Raw genomic sequence first — 15403 nt, 5'->3', positions numbered from 1 at the left:
GGGCGCCGCGGGAGCGACGGGTTGGGGCGCCGTGTTCGCGGCCGTGCACTCGCCTTCGCTCACAAGGCACCTTCCAGTTCGAGCAGGGCGCTCTTGCGTTCGAGGCCGCCGGCGTAGCCGGTCAGCGAGCCGTCGGTGCCCAGCACGCGGTGGCAGGGCACGATCACGCTGATCGGGTTGCGGCCCACGGCCGCGCCCACCGCGCGTACCGCGGCGGGATTGCCGATGCCCGCACTGATGGCGCCGTAGCTGGTGGTGCGGCCCGCGGGAATGGCCAGCAGCGCCTGCCACACCGACTGCTGGAAGGCCGTGCCGTGCGAAAGATCCAGCGGCAGGTCGAAGTGCTGGCGGCGCCCCGCGAAGTAGTCGGCCAGCTGGGCCGCGGCCTCGCGCAGCACGGGATGCCCGGGATCGTCCTGCCAGCCACTGGTGTCGGGCCAGTGGCGCTGCCGTTCGAACCAGGCACCGGCCAGGCCGGCATCGGTGGCCGCGAGCGTGACGGCGCCGAGCGGGCTCGCGATCGTGCAGCTGTGGAGGGTGGCATTCCTGAATTTCATGATGTTGTCTTTCTCATTCACGCGGACACGCTTTCGAGGGCGGGCGGCGCGGCCATCGCGGACCCGCTGGGAGGCAGGGGACTGTGCCATGCCCGGAGGACCGCGTAGCTGCGCCACGGCCGCCAGGACTGCGAGGCCTCCGCCGCAGCGCGCGCGGAGCTCACCCCCAGCGCCTTCTGCAGCGCGATGTCGCCGGCGGGGAAGGCATCGGGCCAGCGCAGCGCCCGCATGGCAATGTACTGCGCAGTCCAGTCGCCGATGCCGGGCAGCTGTTGCAGGGCGGCGAGCGTGGCCGGCACGTCGGCGCCGGCATGCAGGGCCAGCCGGCCCTCCAGCACTTCCTTCGCGAGCGCGATCAGCGCGGCCTGCCGCTGCCGGACGATGCCCAGCTGGCCCAGCGTGTCGCCGCTCGCGGCCGCGAGGGCCGCGGGCGTCGGGAACAGCCGGTCCAGCCCCGCGACCGGCGTCGCGATGGGCTCGCCCAGCGCCTGCACCAGACGCGTGCCCAGCGTGCGCGCGGCGGCCACGGTGATTTGCTGGCCCAGCACGGCGCGCACCGCGAGCTCGAAGCCGTCGACCGTGCCCGGCACGCGCAGCCCGTCGCCCTGCGGGAAGCTGGCATGCAGCGCGCCGTTGATCGTCATCGGGTCGGCATCCAGGTCGAGCATGGCGCGCACCCGGCTGATCACCGTCGGCAGCACCGCGGCCAGCGAATCGCCGACCTGCAGCAGCACGTGCTCGCGCTCGCCGTCGAAGCGCAGCTGCAGCCAGCCGGCATGCACGCGCTCGCCCTGCGCGACGCGCAGCGTGCGGGCCAGCTGGGGCGTGCCGCCGGCTTCGCCGATGGCCTCCACCCCGCCCAGCGCGCGGCGCGCGAAGAAGCCCAGCATGGCCGCGGCATCGTAGGGCGGCCGGTAGCCCAGGCGCACGCCGACCGAGCCGCCGCCGTGCTCTCTGCCCGCGGTGCCGGCCCGCCGCAGCGCACTCGGGTTGAGGCCGTAGTGCGAAACGAAGGCCGCGTTGAAGCGGCGCACGCTGGCGAAGCCGCTGGCCAGCGCCACCTGCGTCATCGGCAGGCGGGTGTCGGCGATCAGCTGCTTGGCGGCCAGCAGTCGGCGCGTCTGCAGGTACTGCAGCGGCGAGACGCCGAACTGGGCCTCAAAGATGCGGCGCAGGTGCCGGTCGCTCACGCCCAGGCGTGCGGCGATGCGGGCGGCGCCGGGGCCGTCGTCGTCCCAGGCATCGGGCTCGTCGATCAGCCGGGCCGCCTGCAGCGCGAGGATGCGCGAGGCGTCTTCGGTGGACCAGCTCGCCGCCCGCGGCGCCAGCTCGGGCCGGCAGCGCAGGCAGGGGCGAAAGCCGGCTGCCTCGGCCTGGGCCGCATGCTGGAAGAAGCGGCAGTTCTCGCGCCGCGGCAGCTTGACGCGGCAGACCGGGCGGCAATAGACGCCGGTGGAGGTCACGCCGGTGAAGAAGGAGCCGTCGAAGCGCGCATCATGGGCCTTCATGGCCAGGTAGCAGGCGTCGCTCTCGAGCCCGGCGGGGGAGGCGGATGGCAGGGACATGTCTCGAATGATACGGAGCGCAGCATGCAGGAGTAGCCATTTCCGGACATCTGCCGGCAAGTGCGCATGCCTACAATGGTCTTCAATTTTCGAACTCACCCCAAAGGAAGCCCATGCAGCTCAGTGCATCGATCTTCAAGGCCTATGACATTCGCGGCGTGGTGCCCACCACGCTCGTCGCCGAGGTCGCCGAGGCGCTCGGCAAAGCCTTTGGCAGCGCGGCGCGCGCGGCCGGCGAGAAGGCGGTGGCGGTCGGGCGCGACGGGCGGCTCTCGGGCCCGGCGCTGGCCGATGCCCTGATCCGCGGCCTGGTGGCCACCGGCGTCGAGGTGATCGACGTCGGCGCGGTCACCACCCCCATGCTCTACTTCGCCGCTCACACGCTGGCCAGCAGCGGCATCCAGGTCACCGGCAGTCACAACCCCAAGGACTACAACGGCTTCAAGATGGTGCTGGCCGGCCGTGCGATCTACGGCGACGAGATCCAGGGCCTGCGCCGCGTGATGGAAGCCGACAGCGCCAAGCTCGCCCCCGGCGGCAGCGTGCGCAAGGTCGACGTCATGGAGGCCTACACCCAGCGCATCGCCAGCGACATCAAGCTCGCCCGGCCCATCAAGATCGTGGTCGACTCGGGCAACGGCATCGCCGGCGCCTCGGCGCCCGCCATCTTGCGCGCCATCGGCTGCGAGGTGACCGAGCTCTACAGCGAGGTCGACGGCAACTTCCCCAATCACCACCCCGACCCCAGCAAGCCCGAGAACCTCAAGGACCTGATCGCGGCGCTGGCCTCCGGCGACGCCGAGCTGGGCCTGGCCTTCGACGGCGACGGCGACCGTCTGGGCATCGTCACCAAGGACGGGCAGAACATCTTCCCCGACCGCCAGATGACGCTCTTCGCGCAGGACGTGCTCTCGCGCGTGCCGGGCGGCACCATCGTCTACGACGTGAAATGCTCGCAGCGCCTGGCGCCCGCGATCGAGGCCGCCGGCGGCAAGCCGATGATCTTCAAGACCGGCCACTCGCTCATCAAGGCCAAGATGAAGGAGATCGATTCGCCGCTGGGCGGCGAGATGAGCGGCCACATCTTCTTCAAGGAGCGCTGGTTCGGCTTCGACGACGGCACCTATGCGGGCTGCCGGCTGCTCGAGATCCTGAGCAAGACGCCCAACGCGAGCGACACGCTCAACGCCCTGCCCACCAGCTTCTCGACGCCCGAGCTCAATGTCAAATGCGCCGAGGGCGAGCCGCATGCGCTGGTCGATCAGCTGGTGAAGGCGGCGAAGTTCGACGCACCGGCGCAAGTCTTGACCATCGACGGCCTGCGCGTGGACTGGCCCGATGGCTTCGGCCTGATTCGCGCCTCCAACACCACGCCGGTGCTGGTGCTGCGCTTCGAGGGCCAGACCCAGGCGGCGCTGGACCGCATCCAGCACGACTTCCTCGCGCTGCTGAAGGGCGTGAAGCCGGATGCGACCCTCGCCGAAGCTGCGCACTGATCCTGATTCCTGGTCGAGCGTGCGTTCGTTGCTGCTGCGCCTTTACGGCGCTTTCACCACCCTTGCGCAGCCGCTGGTGCGGCGCAAGCTGCGTCGGCGCGCCGTGGCCGAGCCCGGCTACGCCCATGCGGTCGAAGAACGCTTCGGCCAGTATGACGAGGCCGCAGCCGGCACCGGCTGGTGCTGGGTCCATGCCGTCTCGCTGGGCGAGGCGCGTGCCGCCGGCATCCTGATCGCCGAGCTGCGGCGCCAGTACGCGGGCATCCCCATCCTGCTCACCCACGGCACGGCCACCGGCCGCGAGGAGGGCGCCAAACTGCTGGAAGCCGGCGACCTGCAGGTCTGGCAGCCCTGGGACGCACCGGCCGCGGTGGCGAGCTTCCTGGACCGCTTCCAGCCGCGCATCGGCGTGCTGATGGAAACCGAGGTCTGGCCCGAGCTCACGGCCGCCTGCGCCGAGCGCGGCATCCCGCTGGTGCTGGCCAATGCGCGCCTGAACGAGAACTCGCTGGCCTCCGCCGAGCGCCTGGGCTGGCTGGCTCGGCCCGCCTACTCTTCGCTGGCGGCGGTCTGGGCGCAGACCGAGGCCGATTCGCATCGGCTGGTCTCGCTCGGCGCCAAGGTCGAGGGCGTGTACGGCAACCTCAAGTTCGACGCCACCCCCGATGCGCGCCAACTCGCGACCGCGGCCCGGCTGCGCGGCCAGCTGCCGCGGCCGGTGGTCATGCTCGCGAGCTCGCGCGACGGCGAAGAGGCTCAGTTGCTGGAGGTGCTCAAGCGCTTCGGCGCGCTCGCGCCGGTGCCGCCAGCGCAGGATGCGGTGCAGTCCATCGCCCGCCGCGTGCACGACGTGCAGTGGATGATCGTGCCGCGCCATCCGCAGCGCTTCGACGAGGTCGCGGCGCTGATCGAATCGCACGGCTTCGCGGTGGCGCGGCGCAGCACCGCCGGCGCGCCGGCCGAGTCCGAGATCTGGCTGGGCGACTCGCTCGGCGAGATGGCGCTCTATTACGGCCTGGCCGACGTGGCGCTGCTGGGTGGCAGCTTCGAGGCGCTGGGCGGCCAGAACCTGATCGAGGCGGCCGCCTGCGGCTGCCCGGTGATCATGGGCCCCTCCACCTACAACTTCGCCGAGGCCGCCGAGCTCTCGCTGGCGGCCGGCGCCTCGCTGCGCATGAGCGACATGGAGCACGCGGTGACCGCCGCCCTCAAGCTGGTCGAGCACCAGGACCGGCGCGAGGCGATGGCGGAGGCGGCGCAGGCGTTTGCCAACGCCAATCGCGGCGCGGCGCAGCGCACGGCGGCCGCGGTGCTTTCGATCGCGGAGGCGGCGCCGGCGCCGGTGCCGGTCGCCGCCGCTGAAGAGCGGACCGAGCCGAACTTCGATTGAGCGCATAGCGTCGGGCAGCAGCGGCCGCTTCACCGGGCGCGCAACCTGCTCCGATTTGGAACCCAACGGCGAGCGCGTCCTCAATGTCCTGAAGGGCCACCTTGCCACCTGCGCAGCCGTTCGGCATCTGGGGACCCCTCCGATGTTCGAGCACCAGGCGGACAGGGTTACCGCGGACCTGGCCTGAGAAAGAAACATCAATGACCGCTATTCAGCAGCAGCCTCGGGGCTCTTCCCCGTTCATGTCCGTGTCTTCCGAGGCTTTCGTGTCCATCTCGGCGAAGCAGACCACGACCGTCCTGCATGCCGGTTTCATGTTGGGTTCGCCCCTTCCGGCGCCGCACAAGCCAGGCTACAACGCAGGCTTCGTCGCAGGCTTCGTCGCGAACAGGGCGACGGTGATGACACGAGTCTCGATCTCGATGCAGGCGAGCTATCGCTTCTCCGTCTCTTCTCAGGATTGGCCTCAGGTCGAAGACGATGTTCATGACCTGTTCGAGCGCGCCCTAAAGCATCCGCCCAGCGCCATGCTCTTTACGTACCGGGTCACGACGACCATTTCGGTGCTGTACTTCGGCTATGTCTGCTGGCAGGGCCAAGCGCCCGCGCAATCCCGGGGCGTGACGCCGGCGCCGAAGCAGGTAGCAGCGAGCGATGCACACGTCGTTCCCGCTGCGCCTTCCTTCGTATCGGCGCCGAAAGCCAGTCCGAGGACCGCGGCTCCGGCGGCGTGACTGTCATGTCGGCTTCCGCTTCGCAGTCCCTGCGGCACTCGCCGCGGGCAAGCCGTCGGGAAGCCGGCACCATCAACATCACCTCCAGCATGCGGCCGCGCAATTAGCGCGGTTGGCCGCCCGAAGACAGGGGCCTCGCGCGTCTACACCGCTGTCTTGGGAAGGCAGACCGTGAACGTCGTGCCCTGTCCGGGCGCGGAGTCGACCTCGATCCGGCCGCCATGCCTTTCGACCACCTTCTTGCAGATGGTCAAGCCGATGCCCGTTCCTTCGTAGAGCTCCTGCGCATGGAGCCTCTGGAAAATGACGAAGATGCGCTCGAAGGACTCGGGCGCGATTCCGATGCCGTTGTCGCGCACGGAGACGATCCAGTTCGCCTCGTCTTCGGACGCATGCACGCGAACCCGCGGCCGGGTGCCCGGCGCCGTGAATTTGATGGCATTGCCGATGAGATTCTGAAAAACCTGCGTCAGGCCCGAGGATTCCCCTGTCACCTCCGGAAGCGGGCCGCGCTCGACGACGGCGCCGGAGCGCTCGATCGCGTTGGCAAGATTCGCCATCGCGTCGTCGAGCACGTGATCCAGCCGAACCTGCTGTGCCGGAACAGCCGAGCGCTCCACCCGCGAGTACAGGAGCAGGTCGTCGATCAGGCGCTTCATGCGATCAGCGCCGCCGGCGATGTACCCGATGAAATCCTGGGCGTCGCTGTCGATCTGGTCGCCATAGCGGCGGCGCAGCAGTTCGGAATAGCTGCTCATCATGCGCAGCGGCTCGAAGAGATCGTGCGAGGTCACGTACGCAAACTGCTTGAGTTCATCGTTGGACCGCGTGAGTTCGGCGACTTGCCGCTGGATGGCGTCTTCGCGCACCTCCCGCGTGGTGATGACCAGCATCCACCGGCCGTCCAGGTGAATGGCCTGCTGCTGTTCTTCCATCACGCCGCGTGTGCCCGCGCGCGACCTGGCAGTCGGCGCAATGCGGCGCCGCGGCAGCGGCGACACGGCGATCGCATCGTCGTACTCGCGTTCGAGGTCTTCGCGCGCCCGGCCGTCCGACCAGAGCGTCCATGGCGGATCCTGCAGAAGATCGTTGCGGGTCATGCCGTGATAGCGGCAGACCGCATCGTTGCAATCGACATGGCGCATGCTCTCGCGATCGACGATGAGCATGCAATCATGGCTCGACTCGAATGCACTGGACAGCAGTGTCGAGCGGGTCTGCTGCTGCTTGCGCCCGGTGACGTCCCGCGTTGCAACGACCATCAGCCATTGACCGCGAATCAGCAGGGCGGTATGCACGACTTCCGCATCCAGCAGCGTGCCGTTCGGCAGCGTGTAACGCTGTTCGCTGGACAGGGAATGCGGGAACGCCTTGATGACCTCGTCGAAAAAGGCCTCGAACGAGGCTTGCGTGCTGCCTTCCATGTACGACCACGGCGGCGTACCGAGCATTTCTTCGCGTGTGCGGCCAAGGCGTTTGGCGGCAGCGGCGTTGACATCGACCAGGCGCAGCGAAAGGCGATCGACCACCTCGATGCCGTCGGCGCTTTGTTCCAGCGCAGCCCTTGCCCAGTCGAGCTCGCCATGCGGCGGTTGGCGCTATCGCGGCCGACGGCGCCGATGCCTCGCAACCGCGTTTTGGCTAGCACTGGCGGTGGTGGCGGGCGCCTTCCGTGCTGGAGAGTGCGCAAGCTGCACCAGATATCTGTACCGGCGGCTACATGGTGGCTACATGGCTCCAAAACAAGAAAGCCCGCTATCGTAAAGATAGCAGGCTTTCGTTGCTGTGATTGGTGCCGGAGAGATGATTCGAACACCCGACCTTCTCATTAAGAATGAGCGAATAAATGGATGCGTGTTGGTTGATTCCTGTTGATCTTCGAGTGACGCGGCAGAGGGAGAAATCTTAAAACTGGTGTGAACGATGTTCCCTTGTTGATCTGAATTTCAAAAATTCTCTTACATCGGACGTTACTTTCTGGGCCGATGTAAGAGAATGGGTGCATGGCCAAAATTGCACTCACCGCGCCGCGCGTCGCCGGCTTTTCGTGCCCGCCTGACAAGGCGCAGGCATTCCTATGGGACAGCAAGGCGCCCGGGCTCGGACTGCGCGCCACGCCTCGCGGCGTGCCAGCCTTCATCTTCCAGAGCGTCTATCAGGGCAAGAGCCTGCGCATAACGATCGGCGACGCCCAGGCGTGGCGGATCCCGGACGCACAGGCCAAGGCGCGGGAACTGCAGCGCCACATCGACGAAGGCCGCGATCCTCGGGCGGTAAAGGCCGAGGCGGCGGCAAAGGATGTCGCCGCGCGCGTGGCACAGCGGAGGGAGTCTGCGCTGATGAGCGAGGCGTGGGCCGAATACATCAAGCGCGGCAAGCCCAAGAAAAAGGCGGCATGGAAGCCCCGGTATCTTGCCGACATGCAAAAGATGGCGTCGCTCGGCGGTGAGCCGAAGAAGCGGGGCAAGGGGCTCACGCTTCCCGGCCCCATTGCGCCGCTGCTCGACATGCGGCTGAAGGACCTCACCCCGCGGGCCCTGCGTGCGTGGCACGCAAAGGAGGCCCAACGTGGCGAAGCGCAGGCCGCGCGGGCCGTGCAGATCGTGTCCGGCTTCCTGCGGTGGTGCGGCACAGAGGACGCCTACGAGGGGCTGGTCGACCCCTTGGCCGCGCGCGACCCCAAGGTGCAGGATCAACTGCCTTCGGCCGCCGGAAATCGCCGCACCGACGCGCTGGAAGAAGGCCAACTCATGGCATGGTTCGTCGGCGTCGCCCAGTTGCGAAACCGGACGGCCGCGGCTTACCTGCAAGGACTTCTTTTGACAGGCGCGCGGCGGGAGGAGCTTGCCGCGCTCAAATGGAGCGACATCGACTTCCGCTGGGGCCGGCTCACTATCGCGGACAAAGTGGGCGATACGCGGTCGCTACCCCTCGCGCCATACCTGCAGCACCTGCTTCAAGGGCTCCCGCGCATCGACAAGAACCCGCACGTCTTCGCATCCGCGATTGCCATAAAAGGCCGCATCGCGGACCCGCGCAGTGCGCACACCGAAGCGCTGGCGCATGAAGGCCTCCCGCATGTGACGATTCATGGCCTGCGTCGAACATTCGCGTTGATGGGCGAAGCCGCGGGCTGCCCCGCCGGCGCCATTGCGCAGATCATGGGCCATCGACCCGGCAGCATGAGCGAGAAGTACAAGCCGCGCACGATCGAGCAACTCCGCACCTACATGGCGCAGGTTGAACGCTTCATCGTCACCAAGGCCGGCATCCAATTCGACTTCGACGCCGGGCAGGAGGAACGCCACGGCGACGTGGTGCAGTTCACCAGAAAAGCTGCCTGAGGGCGTTGGCAAGCGAAACGCCGCTTGGCGGTCAGACACCAGGGGTCCCCACCGACCGATGTCGCGCCCGAGATCCATCGACTCGCTGCCTCGGCGCGTACCTGGCATCCCTATGGCGCGGCAGGTTGCGGCCTCCCGGCTTGCGCAAGGTCATCTTGCCCCCCGATGCATTCAACCGGCGCCCGGCGCCGTCCGCACTTGCGTTGTCGGGGGTGACGCTGGGGGCGCATCACGAAGCACGCAGTGCAGATTGGGGCGATGCCACGCGAGGCGCGGCGCCGCGCAGTGCCGCGCAGTAGACCGACGTGGACCCCCGTTGTTTTTCGCTTTTCGTGTTGTAGAGTTTGAGGTAGTCGTTTAAGAACGACGATTCCCTCAATCAGGCGTAAGACGCGCCAAGAACTCCTTCATAGAAAGGCGTTAGCGTGTCTGCTCGGACTTCCTTTACCTCTCTCGATCAAGAAACTCGCGCGGCCATCCCCACCCGCGAGGCTGCCTTCCATCTGGCTCGTCAACCGCAAACCCTGCGCGCCTGGGCCTGCTTTGACACGGGCCCGCTGCGCCCCATCCGCATCAACGGCCGCCTGGCGTGGCCCGTCGAACAACTCCGCCGCCTGCTGGGAGCCGAGGCATGAGCGCCGGTAATGCTCAGCGCAAGCGCTGGGGTGGCAACCGGGGTGTCTATCTCGCTCTCTCCGATGAGCAAAAAGTCGCGAGTGCCGCTAGCGCGGCAGCGAACGATGACCTCTTTCCCGAACTGCTGCCGCAGGCGCTAGTGGCCGCACTGAAGGCGCGCCTCCTGCAACACGGCTACATGATCGACCAGGAGCCCCACATGCGGCGCCCCAACTGGTGGCGCGTGTTTCGCACTGACCGCCCTTACTCGGTCCAGCACCCCAACCTGAAATCGGTTGAGCGCTTCGCAGATCGCCTTGAACGGGGTGCAGAGTGAAGCTCGCCCCCAAGAACTGGACCTCCTTCCAGCACTACAAGGATCGCGCGCCGCCGTGGATCAAGCTGCACCGCACGTTGCTGGATGACCGCCACTACCAAAGCCTGCCGCTGACCAGCCGGGCACTCGCGCCCATGCTGTGGCTGCTCGCGGCCGAATCGGCTGACGGCATCTTCGATGCCAGCGTCGAAGAACTGGCCTTCCGCCTCCGCACGTCCGAGGACGAAATTCAAGCCGGCCTCGGACCACTGCTCGACGCCGGCTTCTTCGTCCCCGCAGTGCACGACGCTAGCGTCTTGCTAGCAGGATGCAAGCAGGTTGCTAGCGTGGCGCCAGCAGTGCGCTTGCAGCCTGATAGCGCCATGAAAGCAGCCTGCCAGCAACTTGCTAGCCCAGAGACAGAGACAGAGACAGAGACAGAGACAGAGACAGAGACAGAGGCAAAGGAACTCGAAAAGAAGCCGCGCAAGGTGCGGGCTATCTCTCCCCGCCGTGCAATCACGCTCGCAGAATACCTGGACCATTGCAAGGCCGAGGAACGTAAGGCGATCTCGCCCGATCACCCCATCCATGCCTACTGCCAGGACGCTGGCATCACGAGCGAAATGTTGGAGGTTGCGTGGCTGGTCTTCAAGGACCGCCACCTGAGCAACCAGAAGGCCAAGAAGTACCTCGACTGGCCGATGGCATTCGCGAACAGCGTAAAGGGTTGCTGGTATCACCTCTGGCACGTCAACGAAGAGGGACACGCCGACTGGTCCAAGGTGGGCGTGCAGGAGCGCCGCGTACTCGAGATGCGGATGTCGAAGCCGCCGGAGCAAGTGCGGAAGGAGGAGGACCAACATGCACCCGCATGAACTCCCGACCCATGCCTTGCCTTGGTCGCCGGAGGCCGAGTACGGCGTGCTGGGCGCCCTGATGCTGGACTCTGCGGCCTGGGATTCCGTGGGGGACATCCTTATCGCACAGCAGTTCTTCGCCGAGGTGCACCGCCGCATCTTCACCGCCATCTCTTCGCTGGTGCTAACCGGCAAGCCCGTGGACATCATCACGGTGCATGAGCACCTGGAAAGCAGCGGACAGGCCGAAGGCATCGACCTGGCGATACTGAACCGGATCCAACAGTCGGTCAGCAGCACGCACGCAGTTCGCCGGCATGCAGAGATCGTCGCGGAGCGCTCGCTGATGCGCGGCCTGATGGCGGCGGCCGATGATGTGCGCTCCATCGCCGTCACGCCCGGTGTCCCCGTCTCGGAGCGGCTCGACAAGGCGCAGGCCCGGCTGCAGGAACTCCAAGTGCATCGCGTCCGCCGCATGCCCGTGCCGATCCAGGATCTGACAGTCACGTTTCTGGATCGCCTCACCGACCTTTCGGAAGGGAAGATCGAGCCGGGAATCCCGACGCACATCCCTGCGCTCGACAAAATGCTTGGCGGCGGGCTCAAGCCGGGCGCCCAGGTGGTGCTGGCCGCGCGACCGTCGGTAGGGAAGTCGTCGTTCGCGCAGCAGATCTGCCTGAACGTCGCTGCCGATGGACAGGCGTGCGCGTTCTTTTCCCAGGAAATGCAGAGCCTCGAAGTGACGCAGCGCGCGTTCGCGAACCTCGGGCGCATAGGGCTCGACAACATCCAGAGCGGCAGCCTGGCGGACCACGAGTGGGGCCGACTGACCGATGCGATGGAGCGTGTGCGCAAGCTGTCGTTCCACATCGACGACCAGCCCGCCCTGACACTCATGGACATCGCTGCCAAGGCCCGGATGCTGAAGCGCCAGCACGACGTGAAGCTGATCGCGATCGACTACCTGCAGCTCTGCGCCGCCGGCAAGGCTGGCGAGAGCCGCCATCACCAGATCGAGGAGCTCAGCCGCGGCACGAAGGTGCTGGCCCGCCAACTCGACATCACGATCCTGCTGCTCAGCCAGTTGAACCGCGAGGTCGAGAAGCGCGTGAGCGGACGCGCCGTGCTGAGCGACCTGAAGGAATCGGGCGCGATCGAGGAAGACGCAGACGTAGTGATTCTGTTGAACAAGACCGGCGACGCGCGCCAGGACGGAACGAAACTGATCGCGTGCGACGTGCCGAAGAACCGGCAGGGACGCACCGGCGAGTTCGCTCTGCATTTCGACGGCCCCACACAGCGATGGGAGCAGTCGAGCGAGACCGTGGTCGCAAAAGGCCCGCCTGCTCGAAAGTACACGAGTGACCTGTGACCCTCGCCATGACCTTGGGCGTGCCTGGAAGCCTTGCCGCGGCGTTCGAGAGGGCCGCATTCAACCCTTTTTTCTCGCGCGCGTACACGCCCGTGCGCGTACATCTCACAAGTCATCATGAAATCCCCGAAATCTCCCCGTCTCACCCTCCCGATCTCCGGTGAGCTTCGCCGCCGCATCAACCAAGCCGCACATGCCGAGGGCCTGCGCCAGGAAATTGCTGCTCGCGCGCGCATAGTTCAGGAACTGCGCCTTCTCGCTGCCAAGGGCGCCGGGGCAGACGCGATCGGTGCGTACTTGGACCGCGTGGAGCGAGCCTAGTCGCGGCACTTACTCTTCAATTTGACCCCGGCGGGAGGAACTGGTCCAGGTCAAGATTGAAGGGTACTTCTGGGCCGCCGCAAAAGCACCCGGGTGGCGCCTTCCTGAAGTACAGCACCTCGCCCGTCTTGCGGTTGCGCTCGCATGTGTAGCCGGGCGGGGCCGGCAGAAGCTCGATGTCCTCCGCGGTCCAAGATACCGGGAAAGTCCTCGCCGATTTTGGGGGAGGGGGTGGGGTCGACATCTTGTGCATTGTGGCGGGCTCGATTGGGCCAGGCAACGATTTCCCCAGGCCCCTCATGCCTGAATTTCCTCGGACCCCGCCGGGCGCCGTGCGTGACCCGCCTTGATCCGAGCGGCGTCGGTCCGGCGCTGCTCACGCGCGCCCAAGACTTCGGCGATGACGGCCAGCGCGTGCGTTGCCCTCTTCGCCAACCCCACGTCATGCGAGGTGGGCACTTCGGCTTCCCGGTTGAGCCGTATCAGCAGTCCCCTGAAGCTGTGGAGCGTGCATTGGCGGAGGTCGGGAGGTGGCGCACCCAGGGATGTCGACGTGCTCGGGCTTCTAGCGATGCCCAAGATATCAAGCAAGGCCAGTGGTTCACCTGCATTTCCATGTGCAAGGGCCGCCTCCAGGGGAACCACGGCGGCCCGCACGGCGCCGGCACATGTGGCTCATCATTAAGATGGACGAGACCGACGCCCTGGCAGTGACCGTCCGGAGCCTCATGGAGGCCGCCAACGACGCCGCGCCAAAATGGTCCCCATGACACCCGAAGACATCACTTACATCAAGACCCTCGTCACCGGCCTCGGGTACGGTGCTCTGATTGCGGTTGGCATCGGCTACCTGCTGCTGAAGCACTACTCTCCAAGCTATCTGACCGCGAAGGGCAAGAACCTAGCCGACAAGGAAGACATCAAGAAGATCACCGAGTTGGTCGAGCAGGTCAAGTTGCAGACTTCGATAACGGTGGAGCAATTCAAGGCCAAGCACCAGCTCCGTATGGCGGCTCTCGATAAGCGTCTGGGGGCTCATCAGGAGGCCTTCAAGTGGTGGCAAAAGCTGGTCAGCAGCGCCCATTCCGAAGATGTGGTCCCGGTCGTGATCGGTTGTCAAGATTGGTGGGTGAGTAACTGCCTCTACTTGGAGCCGGCCGCGAGACAAGCGCTGTCCATGGCATACATTTTCGCGGCTGGCCACCGCAAACTAGTTGAGAGTGGCAACTACCGGCCGCGAGATGCAGCGCTGGTTGCCGAGATCGAGACGAGTTGGAAGCATGTGATGGACGCAGGACAGATCATCATGGAATCTGCCGAGCTCCCGGGGCTTTCCGAGCGCGAATTGAAACTCGTGCAAGACAAGCCAGGTGTGAGGTCGGCGACGTCGTAAAAAGAGCTCAGACTTGCTCGCTGCCGTGGTAGCCCTCCACGGTTTCGCGCGCCGGTACTAGCACCCAGGTCTGCGCGAAGTCGGACCCACTGCCGTCCCCCTCTCGTCGATGCGCTCCCACCCGCTGTAGACCCAGCGGTCAGGCGTCTTCTCGACGGTGTGAGCATCCATGAGCGGGCTCTGGTTGCGCTGCACCTCTACTGCAAGAATCCTGTCATGCACGATTGCTGAATGTCATAACACCCTGCACTGCCCGCGTCGCTATTGAAGATCGGACCGCTGAAGCCAACTGCGAATGTCGCGAACTCGCCACGCCGTGATTCGCGCGCTCAGCTTTATCGGCTGGGGAAACCTACCATCAGAAACCATCCGCCACAACGCCGATGCAGAGAAAGGGAGGAGTACTTCCTCGGTCCGCCGACTCGGTTTCCGGACGAGATTTGATATTCGAAGAAATGCATCATCGGAAAGCTTATCGAACCATGCAGACTGGCCTACCACCAGAGCCGGCCGCGCGTCAGACACTGGCTTCCCTTCCTTGATCGCGGCACGCTCCCTTTCAAGCTTACGAATTTCGCCAGCACACTCCTCAATTTCGTGGTCAAGGAGAGCACGACAGCGACGCAAGCGAGCCATTTCGCGCTCCAACAATTGGATCTTGAACTCGCAAATCTTGTCGTTTCCGTTCATCGATTCCTCATGCAAGAATGGGCTGGTGAGATTAAATGGGTGCCGCTTTTGCGGTGTCGTCATGAGCCTATCGCCATCGAACGCCGTCCGTGTTCCGAAGGTCTTCGATGTCGGGGTGCCCTACGCCTACTGGGCTGCTTTCGAGGCGCGTGACGCCCTGGAAGGTGCTGTCCCGTACGTAAATTCAACCGATCCGAAGGACGACGCGCTTGCATGCATGCCCTCGCGCACGGAGCTCAGATTTACAGCAGCAGCCCGCCAGAAAGCCTGAACGCTCAACCGGCGCACGGCAGCGGGCACCTCTCCGACCACGCATCGCCCACGCAACTGGTCGGTGCCACGATGCTCGAGCGGAACGTCTGATGCAGACCTGCGTGATGGGGACCGACCTCGTTCGACGAGGGGTGTCATCGAGCGCCGCACGTTCCGCTCCCCCCGCTCGCCCAGCTTCAAGGCGGCCGGTAGCAGCCGCCGGCCAATCGGTGATAATCAAGAGCTGTCGACCCCTAGGTCAGACCTCTCGCCGTATTTCAACGGATAGAATTCGGCCCTCCGAAGGCTGAGATCCAGGTTCGATTCCTGGCGGCGGGACCAGATACGAGGCCGGAAGTACCTCATCTCGAGCGCACCTTGGGCACGTAAGGGCTCCCCACCTTCTTTGCCATTAGCCGCTCGGGCCGCAGCGTGACAAGCGCCTCCCCAAAAGAGCTTCGCCCCTTGAGGGGAGCAAGCCCGGCCTGAATTCACCAA

Annotated in this window: 13 protein-coding genes, 1 tRNA gene and 1 pseudogene; 10 read left to right on the top strand and 5 right to left on the bottom strand. The window is 65.9% G+C overall.

The features are described from left to right. Positions 1–59: 59 nt before the first annotated feature. Together GXN78_RS22375 and GXN78_RS22370 are read right to left on the bottom strand one after the other, a co-directional pair. Entirely contained in the window at positions 60–557 is a 498-nt protein-coding gene (locus tag GXN78_RS22375; protein ID WP_106557196.1) for a methylated-DNA--[protein]-cysteine S-methyltransferase, read from the bottom strand. A 17-nt stretch (positions 558–574) separates the two neighbouring features. Then, entirely contained in the window at positions 575–2122 is a 1548-nt protein-coding gene (locus GXN78_RS22370; protein ID WP_106557111.1) for an AlkA N-terminal domain-containing protein, read from the bottom strand. Positions 2123–2235: 113 nt separating this feature from the next. Here GXN78_RS22370 and GXN78_RS22365 point away from each other — a divergent pair, with 113 nt between their 5' ends. The 3 genes from GXN78_RS22365 to GXN78_RS22355 all read left to right on the top strand — a co-directional run bounded on the left by GXN78_RS22365 (position 2236) and on the right by GXN78_RS22355 (position 5742). Then, positions 2236–3618, top strand: a complete 1383-nt coding sequence (locus GXN78_RS22365; protein WP_106557110.1) for a phosphomannomutase/phosphoglucomutase — start codon at positions 2236–2238, stop codon at positions 3616–3618. A 19-nt stretch (positions 3619–3637) separates the two neighbouring features. Continuing rightward, positions 3638–5008 (top strand): 3-deoxy-D-manno-octulosonic acid transferase, encoded by a 1371-nt coding sequence (locus GXN78_RS22360; protein ID WP_106557195.1) that lies wholly within the window; start codon positions 3638–3640, stop codon positions 5006–5008. Positions 5009–5208: 200 nt separating this feature from the next. Then, positions 5209–5742 (top strand): hypothetical protein, encoded by a 534-nt coding sequence (locus GXN78_RS22355; RefSeq protein ID WP_106557109.1) that lies wholly within the window; start codon positions 5209–5211, stop codon positions 5740–5742. Between the two features lie 143 nt (positions 5743–5885). Here the strand turns inward: GXN78_RS22355 and GXN78_RS42225 are convergent, their stop codons facing one another. Next, entirely contained in the window at positions 5886–6635 is a 750-nt protein-coding gene (locus tag GXN78_RS42225) for an ATP-binding protein (protein ID WP_343231031.1), read from the bottom strand. Then, positions 6633–7301, bottom strand: a pseudogene (locus GXN78_RS41975) (PAS domain S-box protein); the annotation flags it as partial. The pseudogene GXN78_RS41975 and the gene GXN78_RS42225, both read right to left, overlap by 3 nt. 444 nt (positions 7302–7745) lie before the next feature. On the opposite strand from GXN78_RS41975, the gene GXN78_RS22345 reads away from it, so the two are divergent. The 6 genes from GXN78_RS22345 (at position 7746) to GXN78_RS22320 (ending at position 13963) form a co-directional block, all read left to right on the top strand. Beyond that, entirely contained in the window at positions 7746–9086 is a 1341-nt protein-coding gene (locus GXN78_RS22345) for a site-specific integrase (RefSeq protein ID WP_106557107.1), read from the top strand. A 631-nt stretch (positions 9087–9717) separates the two neighbouring features. Continuing rightward, positions 9718–10038 (top strand): hypothetical protein, encoded by a 321-nt coding sequence (locus GXN78_RS22340; RefSeq protein WP_106557105.1) that lies wholly within the window; start codon positions 9718–9720, stop codon positions 10036–10038. Beyond that, positions 10035–10895, top strand: coding sequence for a hypothetical protein (locus tag GXN78_RS22335; RefSeq protein ID WP_164255658.1), 861 nt, complete (start codon positions 10035–10037; stop codon positions 10893–10895). Before GXN78_RS22340 ends, GXN78_RS22335 begins: the two co-directional genes overlap by 4 nt. Continuing rightward, positions 10882–12249 (top strand): replicative DNA helicase, encoded by a 1368-nt coding sequence (locus tag GXN78_RS22330; protein WP_106557102.1) that lies wholly within the window; start codon positions 10882–10884, stop codon positions 12247–12249. Before GXN78_RS22335 ends, GXN78_RS22330 begins: the two co-directional genes overlap by 14 nt. 117 nt (positions 12250–12366) lie before the next feature. After that, on the top strand, positions 12367–12570 hold the full coding sequence (locus GXN78_RS22325; protein ID WP_146163058.1) for a hypothetical protein: 204 nt from the start codon (positions 12367–12369) through the stop codon (positions 12568–12570). 766 nt (positions 12571–13336) lie between these two features. Next, positions 13337–13963, top strand: coding sequence for a hypothetical protein (locus GXN78_RS22320; protein WP_146163057.1), 627 nt, complete (start codon positions 13337–13339; stop codon positions 13961–13963). 261 nt (positions 13964–14224) lie between these two features. Here the strand turns inward: GXN78_RS22320 and GXN78_RS22315 are convergent, their stop codons facing one another. Then, complete coding sequence (locus GXN78_RS22315) at positions 14225–14716, bottom strand: AlpA family phage regulatory protein (RefSeq protein WP_239142857.1); 492 nt, start codon at positions 14714–14716, stop codon at positions 14225–14227. A 456-nt stretch (positions 14717–15172) separates the two neighbouring features. Here GXN78_RS22315 and GXN78_RS22310 point away from each other — a divergent pair. Beyond that, positions 15173–15247, top strand: a tRNA-Arg gene (locus GXN78_RS22310). The last annotated feature ends 156 nt before the right edge of the window (positions 15248–15403 follow it).

Origin of the sequence: Variovorax sp. WS11, assembly GCF_010499245.1 — a bacterium.
Taxonomy (GTDB): domain Bacteria; phylum Pseudomonadota; class Gammaproteobacteria; order Burkholderiales; family Burkholderiaceae_C; genus Variovorax.
This window is presented reverse-complemented; position numbering and strand designations above follow the sequence as displayed.